Consider the following 17951-nt stretch of genomic DNA (forward strand, 5'->3'; position numbering starts at 1 on the left):
TTGTTTAATGATAGGAGGACAACGAGAGTCAAAAAGGGGTGGTCGGTGGCAAGGTTAAGTGTGGATAAGAGACAGATAATGAAATGCGTAAAATTAAATTTTATCAATTAAAATTTTGTAAAAATATAAAGAATAGTGATTCAAATGTCGAATAAAAGTATATATTAAAATATAGGCAAAAAGAACTGATTCAAATAGATTACTAAATGTCGAAAAAAGTAATATTATAAGTCGATTATTCTAAAAAAGTATAAATTAGTATATTATTTGATGATTTAAGAACCCGTCGTTAGTCATAGCATGTCCATCACTTAGATTTTAAATAAGAGGAGTTAATTACTACTATGAAATTATTTCGAAATATGACCGGGAGCTTGTTTTCGCGGATATTATCTATTGCTGCTTTGTGTATTGTTTTGGCTATGGCTGTTTCTATTACAGCTGTTGGCGTAATGACCACTCGTTCGTATGAGTCTATGAATACGAACTCACTAACTCGTGTAGCGAATGAGAAAGTCACAGAACTTCAAATGGCAGTTGCTGCTCAACAAACATTAGCTAGTTCCATTTCTAAAGAAATCTACAATGTTGACTTTTTTCAAAATCTTATCACAACAGGCGTAACCAATACGGCTAGCTTCAATCGTATTCAAAACAACTTTAATGATAAATTACAAAACTCGAATGGATTGTATGAAAATATATTCTTCTCTTATCAAGACAAAGTATTTTTGGATGGTCTTGCAGGAAAATCGCAAGGAACAGACTTAATCTCCACATCTCCTTGGTACAAACAAGTAATGAATAGTGGTAATCCTATGGTGTCTGAAATGCAGATTTCACCTGTAACCGGCAATCCTGTTATTGTAGTCGTTGAACCTGTCAAAAACCCGACGACTAATAAAGTATTAAATGTATTTGCACTTCCTATGAATATCAATACGCTATTGGATGGCATCACTCAAAAAGAAAAAGAGCAAACGATTAACACAATCGTGACTAATGAAAAAGGTATCGTTATTGCCTCACAAGATGCGAATCAAGTGCTTAAGACTGATTTTACCCAGTTGAATAACGAAGATGGACTTAAAACTATAGGTACTGCTGAAAATGGTACAGGTTATGTAACTATTGGTGGCGAACGTTATCTTGCTTCTTTTGTGAAAGATGATTCTTTGAAAATGAGCGTAGTTACATTTCTTCCTGTAAGTAGTTATATGAACGATCTATATAGTATTTTAACAACTATTGTTGTGATCACGATTATCGTTCTGATCATTGCTCTAATTATTCTTTTCCTAGTCGTACGTAGTATTGTCAAACCAATCCGTCTGGCTTCTGAGCAATTAGAAATTATGTCCAAAGGTGATTTCTCTAAACTATTGCCTACGCAATATGAAAATAGTGTGGGTGAAACGGGCGTATTGATTCGTTCGATGAACCGAATGCATGAATTTACAAGACAAGTGGTTCAATCAGTGAGTGAAGAATCCAGAAATCTTAAAGAAGCTAGCAATACAGCACACACGATGTTTATAGATATGGATAAAGAATTGCAAGACGTATCGGCAACTACGCAAAATATGTCTGCAGGTATGGAAGAAACAGCCGCTTCTGCACAACAAATTAATGCTTCTACCGATGAATTTGAAAAAGCGATTGAATCTATCGCTAAAGGCGCCCAAGAAGGTGCAGAAGAAGCGAATATCATTAGTAAACGCGCTACTGATTTCAAAGTAGCTCTAGAAAAATCAGTTGCAGAAACGACTGTAGTCTATGAAGAAGTAAAAGTCGGCTTAGATGAAGCTCTTGAACAATCCAAATCAGTAGATACGATCAAAGAGTTAAGCGAATCTATTCTACAAATTACAAAACAAACCAATTTACTTGCGCTAAATGCTTCTATTGAAGCGGCAAGAGCAGGTGAAGCAGGTCGAGGATTCGCAGTTGTCGCAGAAGAAATCCGCAAGTTAGCAGATGCTTCCAAAGACACAGTCGGTCAGATTCAAGTGATCACCAGCAATGTTACAGATTCTGTAGGGAATCTACAGAACTTTACACAACGTCTGATCGATCTACTAACAGGTAATATTGCTAAAGATTATGCAATGATGAACAAAACGAGCGAATCGTACTTGAATGATGCTACTTATATTGACCGTATGGTTTCTGAATTTAGCGCAACCAGCGAAGAGTTAAGTGCTTCAGTACAGAATCTAGCTCAAGCGATCAATGAAATCTCGATTTCTAACAATGAATCGGCTGAAGGTACAGAAGAGATTGCAGATAAAACAACGGTTGTTGTAAACAAAGCAAATGAAATTGCTGAAGAAGCGAAGAAAACCAATGATAGTGCAGATCGTCTGAACCAAATGATTCAACGCTTCAAAGTATAATTAAACCGAATGCCAGTGTTGCAATAAGGGCCCATTAGGTCCATAAATAGGGTCCATTTTCGGAAGAGGAACATGCGAGATTTCAGCCAAAGCTGTCGCATGTTCTTTTTCTTTGTCTGCTGGAGTACGTGTATTGTAGGACATGCCATCAGGATAGGCGCCTACAATTCGAAAATCAGGGCTGGCGGATAACCGCTTATGCCCTGTGCCCGCAGGTAAAACGACTACATCGCCTGTCTGCAAAGTGAATATTTTTCCTTCTTTACCGCCTAGTTGTACTGTCACATGACCACTGATTACGCCCAAGACTTCATGTGCATTACTGTGATAATGATGATAATCAAATACACCATTTGTCCAACTATTCAGCCACTGGTGTTGATTGAACATAGATTCAGTCTGTGCCGGATTGTTGTGAAACGCTTGCGAATACAGCAAGACAGGTAAATGAGGATTATTAGGAATGCCTTGATTAGATTGAAAGTAAAAAGCTTGAACAGTCTGAGTGCTCATATCAATAAAACCTCCTTAAAGAAATGCATAAATATACAATGTTGCTATACAAAATGTGTATTAGATATCACTGTTTAATACACATATCGTGGAATATTGAAAAGCTATCTTTCCTTGGAGATGGCTTTTTTTGCTATACATACGCTTGAAATGAATTGCAAAATGATGATGATTTTCAAGGATAATATGTATTTCTGAAAATATATGATTTACAGTATCAAAATGATAGTGTTAGGATAACTAATAAACGTTTGGATCATTATACGCATACAGCACAAAGGAGTATACAGAAATGAAAGAATATGTAGTCAGTCGGATGTACAAAGCTTCAGCAGGAATGGCAAATGCTGTTCTAGTCACACTGGGAATAGGATTGCTTTTCGAGACATTTGGTAAATTTCTTGGATGGGATACACTGATCGCTATCGGATCGGTTGCCAAAATACTGCTTGCGCCTGCATTAGGAGCAGGGATTGCTTTTCAGTTGGGTGGCAATACGCTTGTTCTTTTTAGTGCGATGATCGCAAGTACAATCGGTGGAGCTGCTCTTCATCTCAATGTAGAGGGCGGAATGACGCTTGTACCCGGACAGCCCATTAGTGCTGTGCTTGCAGCGATCGTAGCCACATATGTAGGAAAACGGATTACAGGGCGTACCAAGCTTGATATGATGGCGATTCCGTTAGGGGCTGTTTTTGTCGGCGGATTAGTGGGTGCAGGGCTTGCCGCTGTCGTGACACCGTTATTGATTACGATTAGCGCAGGTATTACAGAATCAGTACAAGGTTCTCCTATTTTAGCTTCGATGGCGATCTCATTAGTATGGAGTATCTTGTTAATGTCTCCAGCATCGTCAGCGGCGATTGCGATTGCACTCAAATTAGATCCGGTCTCCAGTGCAGCCGCATTGATTGGATGTACCGTTCAATTTGTAGGATTTACATTAATGTCTGCTCGACAGAACGATGCAGGCGGAATTATAGCGCAGATTCTAGTCACTCCCAAAGTACAATTTCCCAACTTGGTCAAAAATCCACGATTGGTCTTACCTACGTTTATCGCAGCGATTATTTGTGCTCCGATTGCTACTCTGGTATTCCATTTCCAAGCTTCGTATGAATTAGCAGGTTTAGGATTGAACTCGATGATTGCACCGTTGAATATTTTGGCGACTCAAGGAGCAAGTGCATTTATTGTATATCTGATGATCGGTGTTCTTTTACCTGCAATCATTACATTGGTTCTCTATTATGGACTTAAAAAAATAGGCTGGGCGAAAACAGGCGATCTGCATATGGAAGTACAATAGATGTGAACAGATAATTAGAAGTTGAAGTTATCAAAAAAACTATATTGTAGAAGGCTTTTTGATAAGATCTATTCTATATGCTTCATCTGTGCTCGAAGCAAGCGGTTGACTGTTTCCCGCCGTACACCGATCAATTGTCCAATCTCATCTTGCGTCAGAATATCAGTAATCGGAATATCACTGAGATAGTTCTGGAACCAACTCTGTAAATGAGTTAATTTGTCAGCAGGAGCAATCTGGGTCAGTTGATCGATCCGCTGTTGCATCATCCGCAATTTATCTTGTAATTGGATCGCGATATCACGGTAGCGAAGCGGTTCACGTTCCAATTGCGCATACCATTCGGTGGCAGAGATCGGTTCAACTTCACTGGTTATTAAAGCAATCGCTGTTCCATGATATGCCATCGGGCTGATGAGCGAATGATGTGGAATCGTTTCTCCAGGCACAATAATATTAAATAAAATAGGATTACCATCTTCATGCAGACGTACAATTTTAAAAAGACCACTGGTGATATGATATAGCCCACCATGTTCTCCTTGTCGGAACAAAAATTCACCTTTATGTAAAATCATCATCTAACCTCTTTTCGCTAATTTGCTCAAGCTATTTTACTGTGTCTATGCAGTAAGATAGCTTTTTTTATTTCTCTATTTTATTTTAATCTTCATCCTTTTTTCTCGATTCTAAGATAAAGTATCCTAACTTCGTCAATAAATACAAACAAAAAATAATCATAAGAGTTCGAGAGATAACATATCCGTCTATCGCCAAGTCGTACCCTGATGGAATTAAGAATTCACTGTTAAAACTTAGCCATAAAACGAAAAGGATCGGTGCAATAATACAAATTACAGCTAACACTCTTAAATCACCTTTCATTACATCACCTCCCTCATATTATTGAATGGTCATTATACACTAGACAGTATCATCAAGCCGACGTATACTATTCTCAACTAATTAGTAAAGATCATTTACTAATTACAAAAAAAGTTCAAAGGAGCATGTCATGTTAATGTCTATCGGCAATCCGCAAATGATCCGCAATCTGAATGAGTATTTGATTTTGGAAGTGATTGTGCAACACGATAGCTTATCGCGAGCAGAGATTAGCCGGCGCACTGGATTGAGTAAACCTACCGTTTCTTCAGCAGTTCAGAATTTAATCCAACATCAATTAATTGCGGAAATAGGACAAGATGATAGCAATCAGCAGGGACGCAAAGGGCAGTTGCTTTCATTTAATCCAGCAGTCTTCTATATTGTAACACTGGATATCGGAGCAGATTATATTCGTACCGCTTTAACAGATTTGTCAGGCAAGATTATTGAGACAGGGCATTTTGCTCTTGAAGCTTCACATATCGAGCAGAGCATGTTAACACAGCTAAAAACACATATGGATCAGCTCATCGCACAGGCAAATGTTACATGGAATCAAATACGCTTTTTATCAGCAGGAATTCCAGCTGTTGTCCATCCTGATAATGGAACCATTCATACGCTACTTCCTCAATTTGAGCCTTACTATTCTGCATTATCCTCTTCTTCATTAGCTTCTTTATTTCCTTGTGAAATCCTTCTCGACAATGATGTTAATCTAGCAACTATCGCTGAAAAAGAATATGGAGCTGCACAATCGGTGCAACATATGGTCTATGTGTCTCTGGGTGAAGGAGTAGGCGCAGGTATTATGATTGATAGCAAATTGTATCGTGGCTTATCCGGGTCCGCAGGTGAAATGGGTCAATGTCTTTCTCGCTCTGTTCATGGAGAGCGCTTAGAAGAGCAGATCGGTGGAGCAGGGCTTCGTCGTCTTATTCAACACTATAGTGCTTCTCATACGGATGCGACTGTCTCTGATTCGATCAGTCAATGGGATATTCCAACCTTGATGAACCAAGCGCGTCAGGAGAATCCAGATGCACAAGCTATCGTGGAACAATACGGACAACAACTTGCATTATCACTAATTAATTTAGCATCCATGTTAGCACCGGAAATGATCGTTTTTGGCGGAGACATAGGAGAGCATGCAGATTTATTTATTCCGACTCTTCAGCAGCAGATGGAACAATATGCTCCAGTGTGCCCTCAATTAACGACAACTATGCTAACCGGCAAAGGTGTGATTCAAGGAGCGGCATGGTCAGGTATTCACCGAGCTTTTCAATATATAAGAGAAGATATGTTAGTGGTGGGCGGTAAAATATTATTTGCAGAGCAGGAGGACAAAGAATGAGTACAGGCTTGATGATCGGCATCGATATTGGAGGAACCAAAACGTTAATGATCGTTACCAATCGTGAAGGTTCTATATTAGCGCAGCACAAGCAACCTACGATTCAAGCAAGGCAACCTTCTGCTTTTTTTATGGCTTTATTTGAGCAAGTACATCATATTCTTTCTACCATAGATTGCACGATCGCAGACATTGAAGGGATCGGTATAGGCTTGCCTGGAGCAGTCAATGTCGCCACCGGAGTGATTACCCATATTCCAGCACTTCCTTTAGACGGAGTATCGTTGATAAAGCAGATTGAGCCTTTTTATCAAGGAGCTCTGTATTTGGATAATGATGTGAATGTAGCCGCTCTTGGAGAACACTGGCAAGGAGCAGGCATCGAGAAAAAGCATATGATTATGCTCACTGTAGGCACAGGCATTGGTGGCGCAGTTATTTTAAATGATACCTTGTTCCGTGGTGCCGACTATACCGCAGGAGAAGTCTCTTATTTTGTTGTCGATCATCAGCCAGAGCAGAGATCGCTTGAAGTGGTTAACAGTCATGAATTTGGACGATTCGAATCCCATGCATCCGGTACAGGCATAGGCATATACGCCAGACAATGGTTAACCAGTCAACAAGCAGATGCTACTCATCCGATTGTTGTGCACGCAGGAGGAGACATTCAGCAGGTACAGGCTGTAGATGTATTGATGCTAGCACAAGCAGGAAATAGTGATGCAAAAGAGATCATGAATGTACCGATCGATTATATGGCGGCAGGTATTGCCAATATGATTTCGCTACTCAATCCAGAATGTGTAGTGATTGGTGGCGGTGTAGCAGATTCTAGCTATTATATTGAACAATTAAGCCAACGTATTCAGCAGTTTACTCCGATTCATGCACAACTCGTTCCTGCGGTATTAGGCAATGTGGCTGGAGCGCTTGGAGCAGTCTATGGTGTATTGAATGATCCATTAATGATGAACCCACATAGCCGTTAGGTCAAAAAGGAGTGATGATCATGATCTCCATATGGAGTGCTAAATTAAAAGGAATACGGGACTCCTCAAAGCGGCTAGCAGATCAATGGACAGAGGAACAGTCACCCAAAGACGTGTTGCTACGTATTCGTAGCTTTTATTTGCTCGCCGGATTAGCAGGTGGAATCTTTAATCCCTATCTATCTTCGATGCTTGTAGGTGGAGGGCTTGGTAGTGGACAAGTAGGTTTGTTGTTATCCATCGGTACGTTTATTTCGATTCTGGTACAACCTGTCTGGGGATTCGTTGTGGACCGTTTTCAGCAAATGAGATTGGTGCTGTTATTGAGTGTAGCGATTCCAGGTTTGTTATCGATTCTTTATCAAAGCCCGTACTTTTTGATTCTGATTATGGTGTATACGATCTCTACCGTCTTTACAGCGACTCAAGCACCAATGGCGGATTCATATGCACTGGTGGCGGCGCAAAAAGCCAATACTACATACGGAGCAATCCGATTTCTGGGTAGTATAGGTACAGCAATTGGAGGTTATCTCGGTGGATTGTATGTTAGTCGATACGATGTATCTCTAATTTGGATTCCTTTTATGTTATTCAATGTATTAGCCGCTATATTGGCGTTTACGTTACCTCGCCGTTCTGATGAAAGTCGGATTCTGAATCAATCGCTTAGTGAAGGTATTAAGACGTTATTAACCAATCGCTTATTTTTATTTTTCCTCGGTGGAAGCTTACTGGTTAATCAGACACTCACTGCATTCAACTCGTACTTTGTGCTGTCTTTTCAAGATGCAGGCGGTACATTACAACTGGCAGGAGTCGGTCTGTTGATTGCTTCAGCCGCTAATATTCCGTCGATGTTAATTGCCGCCAAAGTGATTCGCCGTATCGGACATGAGAAAATGTTGCTGTTAGCGGCGTTTGCTTATATTTTGCGCTGGGGCATTCAGTGGTTATTTCCCGTGCCTTCTGTCATGTTAGCGGTGCAATTGTTACATGGTTTATCCTTTGGATTCTTCTATATTGCGGCGGTAGAATATGTATCACGTATCACATCCAAACATATGCAAGCGACCGGACAGAGTATTTTTAATATGGTGTTTGTCGGTATTGCAGGTATTATTGGTAATCTACTGAATGGCTATTTACTAGAACTGGGTGGTTCGCAAGCGATGAATCTTTCCTGTGTGATCAGTGCGATGCTAGGTTCTCTTTTATTATTATATGTGGCGCTTCAGAGTCGTCATTCTTCTTCGGCTGTTCCTCAATAATATTCGACAATTATTTTATTTTTAAAATAATCCTCAACAAATAACAGCGAAAAGCGTAAACTAATAGTAAATATACTTTCTATAATGAAGTTAATGTATCGGACATTTGGCTAACATCTATTCTTATGTGTAGATCTATACGTAAAACAAGATAGTCTGTGTCGGGAGCATTCAAGGGGGAGGACCATTTGCTATTTCAAAACTGGTATCGCCGTCTGTTGCTATCGTATTTTCCTATTTTTTTATTAACTGTATCGATATTGATCTTTTTATCTTTTCTAGTGATTAATGAGATTTCACGTCAAGAAACCGCCAAAGCCGATCGTATTTCTACAGGATATATGATGGATACGTTGGAGCGATCGGTCAGTGAAGTAGAGCTGGATATATTAAGCGATCTGGAGACTGCAAGTGTCTATCCTTTATTTCTAAATGGGAATAACGTTGACAATACAGCGATAACTTATCAGACGATTGATCGGCTACGGCTGTTAGAAAATAATAATGAACTGATTGCTTCGATCTATATGTATCGGGATACCGATCAGCAAGTATTGACGCTACACGGGATAAAAGATTTGAACGCTTTTGCCGATCGTGATTTTGTTCAAGCGGCTTTGCAAGCGCCAGAACAACGGGGTTGGTCGAGTGTACGCTCATTTGCTGAAATGAGTAATGATCCCAAGCGTGAAGTGATTACGATGTATAAACGCTTGCCATTACCTTTCGGAGATCAGGGATTGGTTGTTATTAATATTAGTGTCTATGCGATGAAGCAAATGATCGCTTCTATGTTCAATCCGCAGGTATCTTTTCTGGAAGTTCAAGATGCTTCAGGATTACCGATCTATCCTGCTACCACTACAGACGATGCAGAACATGGCAAAACGCTAACTACTCTTCATTCCGATCGATTGGGATGGACATTTGAAAGTGGGATTCGTGCAGGGCAACTTTTTGCATGGGTATCGGTTATCTCCTATATCTGGATCTTGATCGGTATATTTGTAGTTGGGGTGTCCATTGTCTATATTATCTATATTACACGCAAAAATTATAAACCAATTCAGGTCATGATGGAACGTATTGAGTCCCTGCAATTAGGTGGCGAATCGGCACGTAAAGATGAATTATCGTTAATTGATCATGCCCTCGAAAGCCTGATTGAGCAGACGATCGATTATGAACAACAATATCATGAGAATCTACTGATTCGTCGTCGTCGTTTATTTATGAATTGGATCGAAGGGGAACATCCTGAAAATATGCACCAAGAACTGCAAAATGTACATATTTTCAACGATTACGTTCGTTCTTCTCCTACTGAAGTTTCTACGGAATTGCCGTATTATGCTGTGATCGTTGTGGAGATCAAAGACTATGATGCTTTTCGGGAAAAAGGAAATGTGCAAGAACATAATACGCTTAAATTGGCGTTAACGAATGTTTTTCAAGAACTGGTACAGCAAGAAGGATTGCAAGGTTGGTCAGAATGGATCAGTGTACGTCGTGCCGGGATTATTATTTACGGGATACAGCAAGAAGAACGGCAATGGAATCGTCGCTTGTTTGACTTAGCTGCGAACAGCCGGGAGTGGGTAGAACATAATCTGCATCTGACGATTACGATGGGGACAGGAATCACGGTTCATGATCTACCTCAAGTACAACAATCGTATGAATCTGCGCTACAGTCGTTAGGATACAGTATGACGCTGGGTCGCGATGGAATTGTGATGTATAGTGATCTGCCTCAAGGTCGTGAACAGGAAAGTTATCGCTACTTGCAGAATATCGCTGATCTGGTCAAAGAATTCCGTCTGACTCAAGAAGTATGGCGGGATCATTTGAAGCATATGTTAGATCGTGCTGAAAATGAACCTTTGCGTGATGAAAGTATTCGCTCACTGGTATTATCGCTTTTACAAATGTTAAGTCGTGAACTGGAAGGGATGTCTGAACCACTGGATACGTTGTTAACCGGAGATGCGGCGAATAGAGCGATGGAAGCTATAGCAGAAGCAGAAACGGTGGAAGATGTGCATCAAGCTTTACTCCCCTATCTGGATCAGGTCTATACTCATTATGTTGAAGCAGGTGAATCGACCAATTATCATGCGCTCATCGGTGAGATGAAATTGTATATCGAAGATCATTTTGCCAATCCAGACTTATCGTTGAATCATCTGAGTGAACGCTTTAATGTAACCCCCAAGCATGTCAGTCATTTGTTCAAAGCAGAACTCGATATTAAATTTATTGATTTTCTAGTACAGCTTCGACTTCAACGGGCAGAAGAATTACTGTCTTCAACCGAAGATACGATTCAGAATATCGCAATTCAAGTAGGCTATGCGAATTCAATTACATTTGGACGGGTATTCAAGCGAATTATCGGCGTGACCCCTGGTGACTACCGTAAGCTCAAAATGAAGCCTGCTTCATATGAATCGAAATGATGTCGCTTTTAGCTAGAAGTGTATACTCAAGTGTTATTGAATAATACGATAAAAGATGTCGCTTTTTTGAAGGTAGCCTGTCGCAATCTTGTTGTATCCTTTGAATACTGACATGTTAAAATGACTTCAAGTTATACTAAACGACTAGCGTATACGGAGGGCTAAGCACATGGAGCAGATCATTAATGTAGGTATTATCGGATGTGGTGGAATCGCACAAGGGAAGCACTTGCCATCACTAGCGAATCTGGATTATGTCAATGTGGTTGCATTTTGCGATATTATTCCTGAAAAAGCACAAGCACTTGCTGAGCAATACGGTACAGCTAATGCACAAGTCTATGAAGATTATCATGAAGTGTTGAAACGTGAAGATATTCAAGTTATTCATGTCTGTACACCGAATGATGCTCACGCTGAAATTGCGATCGCTGCGATGGAAGCAGGCAAGCATGTCATGAGTGAAAAGCCGATGGCGAAAAAAGCAGCAGATGCACGCAAAATGTTAGAAACAGCTAAAGCTACAGGCAAAAAATTAACAGTAGGTTACAATAACCGTTACCGTCCGGATAGCTTAATGCTCAAGCAGTTATGCGAGCGTGGTGATCTAGGTGAAGTCTATCATGCCAAAGCACATGCTGTGCGTCGCCGTGCTGTACCGACATGGGGTGTGTTCTTAGATGGGGATAAGCAAGGCGGGGGCCCATTGATTGATATTGGAACTCATGCGCTTGATCTAACCCTCTGGATGCTGAACAACTATGAAGTCCATTCAGTTACTGGATCGGTCTATCATAAGTTATCTCAGACCCCGAACGCTGCAAATGCATGGGGACCGTGGGACCCTGAGAAATTCAAAGTAGAAGATTCCGCATTTGGATTTATTACGATGAAAAATGGTGCTACCATCTCGATCGATGCGAGTTGGGCGCTGAATGTGCGTCAACCTGATGAAGCGAAATGTACACTTTGCGGAACCAAAGCAGGTGCAGACATGAATGATGGACTGCATATCAATGGTGAAGATTTGGGCAATTTGTATGTGAAAGAAGTTCAATTGGGTGGCAGTGGCGTTGCTTTTTACAGTTCAGATCATGACGAGAAGCCTGAATTTATGGAGATGCGTCTCTGGATGGAAGCCATTATCAATGATACGGAACCTGTAGTCACACCAGAGCAAGCGTTAGTCGTATCCGAGATTCTAGAAGCGATTTATACGTCTGCTGAGACAGGGCAAACGGTTTATTTCTAATTGGATATCATCTGGTAATGAGTCTATATGAACAAAAAGTGATTCGATTCTAAGAATCACTTTTTATTTTGCCTTTTTTTAGAGTATTCTCTACATGTCGCTTTTTTATAGTGTGGTTGTCATCTTAATTCATTTCAAATGTTATCTAAAATATGATATTTTGTCGGTAGAGTGTCACTATTTTAAAGTACAATCATTATACAGTGGGAGTGAAGATCATGATCAAAGTAGCAATATTAAGTTATTGGCATGTACACGCACAGGACTACACTAACGATACGTTAAATCATCCAGATACAGAAGTAGTGGCGGTATGGGATGAGATTCCAGAGCGAGGTCAGAAAAAAGCCGCAGAACTCGGTGTTTCTTTCTACGAAGATCTGCATGAACTATTTGCGAATCCTGATATTGATGGTGTCGTGATCACCACTCCTACTGTTATGCATCGTGATGTGATGATTCATGCAGCAGAAGCGGGCAAACATATTTTTACCGAAAAAGTAATCGCTTCCACCAATGATGAAGTAGATCAAATTGTAGAAGCAGTCAAAAAAAATAATGTGAAATTAACAGTATCTTTACCACGTTTGAATGCAGGTTATACGCTAGCGATTCAGCAATTACTAGCAGATAACGTACTGGGCGACTTAACACTGGTACGTACCCGTCTTTCTCATGATGGAGCGACACAAGGCTGGTTACCGGATCACTTTTTTGGCAAACAAGAATGTGGTGGTGGAGCATTGATCGATCTAGGTTGTCATCCCGTTTATCTTGCTCGCTTATTTATGGGAATGCCTGAAAGTGTGTCTGCTAATTATGGTTATGTGACAGGGAAAGAAGTTGAAGATAATGCAGTCACCACATTCCGTTATAGCCATGGCGGTGTAGGAATTGTAGAAGCGGGATTTGTTAATCGCTTTTCACCATTTGTTATTGAAGTTCACGGTACACTTGGCAGTGTATTGTACAGTACTCATGATGAGAAATTATGGTTACGTGCAGGGGACGATAAGGCATGGCAAGAAGTGACTATACCCGCAGATCGTGAGACTGCGTACCAGCAATGGGTTGCTCATATTCAGCAGGATACGGAAGCTACAGAAAATATCGGACTCGCAGTAGACTTAACTCGTCTGGTACAAGCTTCTAACCAATCTGCGGCAGAAGATCGTCCGGTTCGATTATAATTGTAAGATATAGATCAATCTCTTATCTCTCATAGAAGAAAGGACGAAGATCATGATCAAAAATGAACGATTCGTCCCGTTACAACCGATGCGTGAAAAGCCATTTTTGCTAGAAAAGCTAGATTTGAAGTTCCGCTGGGGCAATTATGGTTTTCGGGTATTACGTTTTCATCTAAATTCGTTTGCACCTGGAGCCAAAATAGGATTTCATAAGCATTCGGAATTTGAATTTCATTTTGTCGCTTCTGGTAAAGGCAGTGTGGTATTGGACGATCAGACTTATTTTTTACAAGAAGGAATGTTTTATCTGACAGGACCTGATGTGTTACATGCGCAGGAAATGGATCAATATGACCCTTTGGAAGAATTATGTCTGCATCTAGAGATCGTTCCGTTAACAACTGATTCGTTCATAGAGCGGATGGACAATGATAAGAGTATAGCTTCTGTAGAACCTGCGGATTGGGGCAAAGAACAAGAAGTCTCTGAAGCAGAACAATGTGTACGTCAATTGTATGATTTGCCTGCACGTCCGATGATGGATCGCAGACAGACGATGTCCTATTTTTATCGTGCTTATGATGCGATTGTGAATCATGAATCTGGAGTGTATGAGACGATTCGGCAATGTATTATTCAGATTATGTTATTGACGACTCATGCATCTAATCAGGAAAAGCAGCCATGGTTAACGTTACCGCATCGGGAAGCGTCTGAAGTGCATTTTCAAATGGCATGTCAGTTTATACGGGATAACTATATGTTTCCGATTGCGCTAGAAGAAGTGGCGACCACAGTAGGTATTAGCAAACGTCAGTTACAGCGTGTTTTTCAAAAATATACATCGGCTACATTTACTGCTTATCTGGAAGAAGTTCGTTTGACGCATATTTGTACAGAACTTCGTATAGGGAACAAAACGGTAGAGCATATCGCTTTAGATAATGGTTTTGAAAATGTAAATTATCTATATCTGGTCTTCAAAAAAAGGTATGGTATGACTCCTCGTTCTTTCAAAGAACAATCTCAACAGATCATCAACGAATAATGGCGTGATAAATACTTGATCAGGAGCTGAATAGCAAATGACCTCTAAAATTCGTATAGGTATTATCGGCAGTGGCGGTATTGCACGTATGCATGTCAATGCGTATCGTCAGATGGAAAATGTAGAGATTGTAGGTGTGGCAGATATTGTGCCTGATCGAGCCAGTCAATTTATAGCGACTCATCATTTGAACCAAGCACACGCTTACGAGGATCATCTGGTATTGCTAGAGCAAGAATTAGATGGAGTCAGTATTTGTACGCCTAATGTATCGCATTATCAGACAACAATGGATGCTCTTGCCGCAGGTAAAAATGTATTGCTGGAAAAGCCGATGTCTGTGACGTTGCAAGAATCTGTTGAAATGGTAGAGATGTCCAAAAAATCTGGAAAAATGTTATCGATCGGCTTCCAACCACGTTATGATCCGAATATGCAATTTATTCGCAATTATATTCAAGATGGCAATCTAGGCAAAATCTATTATGTTGAAGTCGGTGGTGGTCGGCGTAGAGGAATGCCGCAGGGTACATTTATCCGCAAAGAATTAGCAGGTGCAGGTGCACTCGCTGATATCGGTTGTTATTCACTGGATCTAGCTCTTCATACACTGGGTCATCCGAAGCCATTAACGGTATCTGCCACAGTATCCAACCACTTCGGAACCAATCCCAAGTACCATCCTGAAGCAGACAACTTTAATGTAGAAGATTTTGGCGCTGCATTGATCCGTTTAGAAGGCGGTATTACTCTTCAGTTCAAAACAGCTTGGGCGATGCATATGGATACGCTGGGAGCGACACGTTTTCTCGGAACAGATGCCGGTATGAAAATCACTCCTTATGGCGAAGGCCCATGGTCAGGCGTATGGGATGGTGGTGTAGGTACGATTACCAAGTATCATGATATCGGTGGTCGCTTAACCCATACTCCAATTCCATGTGTACGTTCTGATCTGAATTTATTTGATGAAAAAGTAAAAGATTTCGTCCATGCTGTAGCGAATGGATTGCCTGCTCCTATTTCGGGAGAACAGATTATTTTGAATCAAGCAATTATTGATGGGATTTTCCGTTCTTCTGAACTGGGCAAAGAAGTCGATATTGTATTACCTTAAGCGCTTGATGTTATAAGCACGAACTAAGTTCAATGATATAAGCTAATCATTCAACAAAGAACCTTTCGATTATTCGATCAAAATCGAGTGCGAAAGGTTCTTTTTTTATGCCCTTTTCTAAATTAGATAGGAAGAATAACGTTACGTTAACTCACATAAACCTTAATGCGGAAAATAGTTCATCATCGGAATATAGTTGATTATTAAAATGATACCGTTTTCATTGGTAAAGTTTATGTTCGGAAAATAGTTGATTGTCTGAATATCGCTGTAAATGCCATAATGAGAACATCCCAAAAGGAGCATATGACAATTATGCTGACTTTTTCGTACAAAGATAAACGTTCTAAGGGAGATAAGCTGACAAAGGGGTTGAGAAGATGAAAAAAGGTCCAAATCAAAAAATGGTTAAAGGTGTCACAAGCTCAATGTTGGCAATTGTATTAGCAGGCATTACCATTTTGGCGGGATGTTCTTCCAATGAAAGTAGCAGCGGTGCCACAAGTGCAGATGGAAGTTCTATTTTAAAAGTAGAAGTCTTCGATCGTGGTAATTCTCCATCCGGTTATACCATTAGTGATAACTATATGACCAAGTTAGTTGATGAACGTTTTGGCAAACCCAATAAAATTGATGTGCAGTATGTACCGGTTCCTCGTTCCGATGAATTGCAGAAGTTGAACGTCTTGATGGCAAGTGGAGGCGATGTACCTGATATCGTATTTACTTATGATCAAGGAACATTCAATCGTTATGCAGAACAAGGTGGCTTAACGGATTTAACAGATTTGCTCAATCAATACGGCCCTAATCTCAAAAAATTCTTAGGTGATGACACACTGGCTTACGGGCAAATAGAAGGTAAACAATTTGCGATTCCAGGCAAGCGGTCTGTTCTTGGGAAATATGCTTCTTATATCCGTCAAGATTGGTTAGATGAACTGAAATTACCGATGCCACAAACAACCGATGAGCTGTATACGACACTCAAAGCTTTTAAAGAAAAAGATCCGGGCAAAGTCGGTAGCGGTCTAATTCCATTCGGTATGACGATTGCACCTGCTCAATATGATCCATTGTTATGGTCTTTTGTCCAACAACCATTAACAGATGAACAAAAATATACATTAACACAAAAGCTAGGTTCCAGCGATTATCCTACATTATTGCCGGGCTTCAAAGAAGGTCTGCAATTTATGAACAAACTATATAACGAAAAACTGATCAGTACAGACTTTGGCTTAGATGAAGACAAAAAACAATTATGGCAAGATGTCCAAAACGGTAAAGTCGGCTTTTATACCGAAGATGCTGGTGAATTGTATTTCACCTATAACGGAACCTACAAAAATCTAAAAACCAATGTAAAAGGTGCAGAATTAACACCTACCGATGTCTTTACTAATAATGAAGGCAAACATGCCAAACCTGAATATGCTTCGAACGGTCTGTATATTATGATTCCCAAATCTAGCCCTAGAGCGGTGGAAGCGATCAAATATCTAGACTGGATGGCTTCAGACAAAAATTTATTTGATATGCAAAATGGTGTAGAAGGCGAGAATTATACACTCAAAGACGGCGTGCCTGTTGCCAAAGAAGATGCGACCGAAGAAGCAACCAATCGCTTGTACAACTACGGAGATATGGCGATTATTGCTAACGGTAAAATCGTAGGCACAGAAGAGCAAAACAACGACGCTTATATCATGCAGACACCGGAAGAATATCAAGCCGCGATGCGTAAATCTGTGGAAATTTCCAATACAGATACCATCCCACCCGTTAACTTCAGCGTTCCTATCAAAGCCGAAGCTAAATATGGTAGCGGACTACAAGACAAATACAATCAACTGATCGTTAAAGCAACAATGGCTCCAACCGCTCAATTCGATACCGTCTACGATTCACTACTCAAAGACTATATGAGTAGCGGCGGCCAAGCCATCCTAGACGAACGCACCAAAGTATTCCAAGAACAAGGTGCGAAGTAAAAAGTTTGATTTCAAGCAACTCCCTAATCAAAAGCCAAAACTTGCCCCACCCGCCTACTGTGCAAAAACCGCAACGCCATCTTTAAAGAAAAATGTGCTCCTACCACTAAGCGTAGTGAACAGATTCTTTCTAAAAGTCGCCTTTGAGACTCGGATATCGAC

General features: G+C 40.4%; 13 protein-coding genes. 11 read left to right on the forward strand and 2 right to left on the reverse strand.

Annotated elements, in window-relative coordinates:
- Nucleotides 1–344 precede the first annotated feature (344 nt).
- Nucleotides 345–2396 carry a methyl-accepting chemotaxis protein gene (locus PTI45_RS12840; RefSeq protein ID WP_245703479.1) on the forward strand — a complete coding sequence of 684 codons (2052 nt, stop codon included), beginning with the start codon at nucleotides 345–347 and terminating at the stop codon, nucleotides 2394–2396.
- On the opposite strand, the gene PTI45_RS12845 is transcribed toward PTI45_RS12840, so the two are convergent.
- Entirely contained in the window at nucleotides 2397–2909 is a 513-nt protein-coding gene (locus PTI45_RS12845) for a cupin domain-containing protein (RefSeq protein ID WP_069327993.1), read from the reverse strand. It lies immediately after the preceding gene.
- A 292-nt stretch (nucleotides 2910–3201) separates the two neighbouring features.
- On the opposite strand from PTI45_RS12845, the gene PTI45_RS12850 reads away from it, so the two are divergent.
- Nucleotides 3202–4218 (forward strand): PTS sugar transporter subunit IIC, encoded by a 1017-nt coding sequence (locus tag PTI45_RS12850; RefSeq protein WP_069327994.1) that lies wholly within the window; start codon nucleotides 3202–3204, stop codon nucleotides 4216–4218.
- Between the two features lie 68 nt (nucleotides 4219–4286).
- On the opposite strand, the gene PTI45_RS12855 is transcribed toward PTI45_RS12850, so the two are convergent.
- Nucleotides 4287–4796, reverse strand: a complete 510-nt coding sequence (locus PTI45_RS12855) for a Crp/Fnr family transcriptional regulator (RefSeq protein WP_069327995.1) — start codon at nucleotides 4794–4796, stop codon at nucleotides 4287–4289.
- A gap of 437 nt (nucleotides 4797–5233) precedes the next feature.
- On the opposite strand from PTI45_RS12855, the gene PTI45_RS12865 reads away from it, so the two are divergent.
- The 9 genes from PTI45_RS12865 (at nucleotide 5234) to PTI45_RS12905 (ending at nucleotide 17789) form a co-directional block, all read left to right on the forward strand.
- Nucleotides 5234–6466 (forward strand): ROK family transcriptional regulator, encoded by a 1233-nt coding sequence (locus PTI45_RS12865; protein WP_083243516.1) that lies wholly within the window; start codon nucleotides 5234–5236, stop codon nucleotides 6464–6466.
- Nucleotides 6463–7458 carry an ROK family protein gene (locus PTI45_RS12870; RefSeq protein WP_069327998.1) on the forward strand — a complete coding sequence of 332 codons (996 nt, stop codon included), beginning with the start codon at nucleotides 6463–6465 and terminating at the stop codon, nucleotides 7456–7458. The genes PTI45_RS12865 and PTI45_RS12870 overlap by 4 nt, the downstream gene beginning before the upstream one ends.
- Nucleotides 7459–7478: 20 nt before the next feature.
- Nucleotides 7479–8729 (forward strand): MFS transporter, encoded by a 1251-nt coding sequence (locus PTI45_RS12875; RefSeq protein WP_083243517.1) that lies wholly within the window; start codon nucleotides 7479–7481, stop codon nucleotides 8727–8729.
- Nucleotides 8730–8917: 188 nt separating this feature from the next.
- Entirely contained in the window at nucleotides 8918–11188 is a 2271-nt protein-coding gene (locus tag PTI45_RS12880; RefSeq protein ID WP_069327999.1) for a helix-turn-helix domain-containing protein, read from the forward strand.
- Nucleotides 11189–11357: 169 nt separating this feature from the next.
- A complete protein-coding gene (locus PTI45_RS12885) occupies nucleotides 11358–12440 on the forward strand; it encodes a Gfo/Idh/MocA family protein (RefSeq protein WP_069328000.1) in 1083 nt (360 codons plus the stop codon).
- A gap of 218 nt (nucleotides 12441–12658) precedes the next feature.
- Nucleotides 12659–13630 carry a Gfo/Idh/MocA family protein gene (locus PTI45_RS12890; protein WP_069328001.1) on the forward strand — a complete coding sequence of 324 codons (972 nt, stop codon included), beginning with the start codon at nucleotides 12659–12661 and terminating at the stop codon, nucleotides 13628–13630.
- 52 nt (nucleotides 13631–13682) lie between these two features.
- The gene (locus tag PTI45_RS12895) at nucleotides 13683–14678 is read left to right on the forward strand and encodes an AraC family transcriptional regulator (protein WP_069328002.1); all 996 of its coding nucleotides are present in this window, start codon (nucleotides 13683–13685) and stop codon (nucleotides 14676–14678) included.
- Between the two features lie 37 nt (nucleotides 14679–14715).
- Nucleotides 14716–15795 (forward strand): Gfo/Idh/MocA family protein, encoded by a 1080-nt coding sequence (locus PTI45_RS12900; protein WP_069328003.1) that lies wholly within the window; start codon nucleotides 14716–14718, stop codon nucleotides 15793–15795.
- Nucleotides 15796–16175: 380 nt separating this feature from the next.
- Nucleotides 16176–17789, forward strand: a complete 1614-nt coding sequence (locus PTI45_RS12905) for an extracellular solute-binding protein (RefSeq protein ID WP_069328004.1) — start codon at nucleotides 16176–16178, stop codon at nucleotides 17787–17789.
- Nucleotides 17790–17951: the final 162 nt, after the last annotated feature.

The organism is Paenibacillus nuruki (assembly GCF_001721045.1).
In the GTDB taxonomy this organism is placed as follows: Bacteria; Bacillota; Bacilli; order Paenibacillales; family Paenibacillaceae; genus Saccharibacillus; species Saccharibacillus nuruki.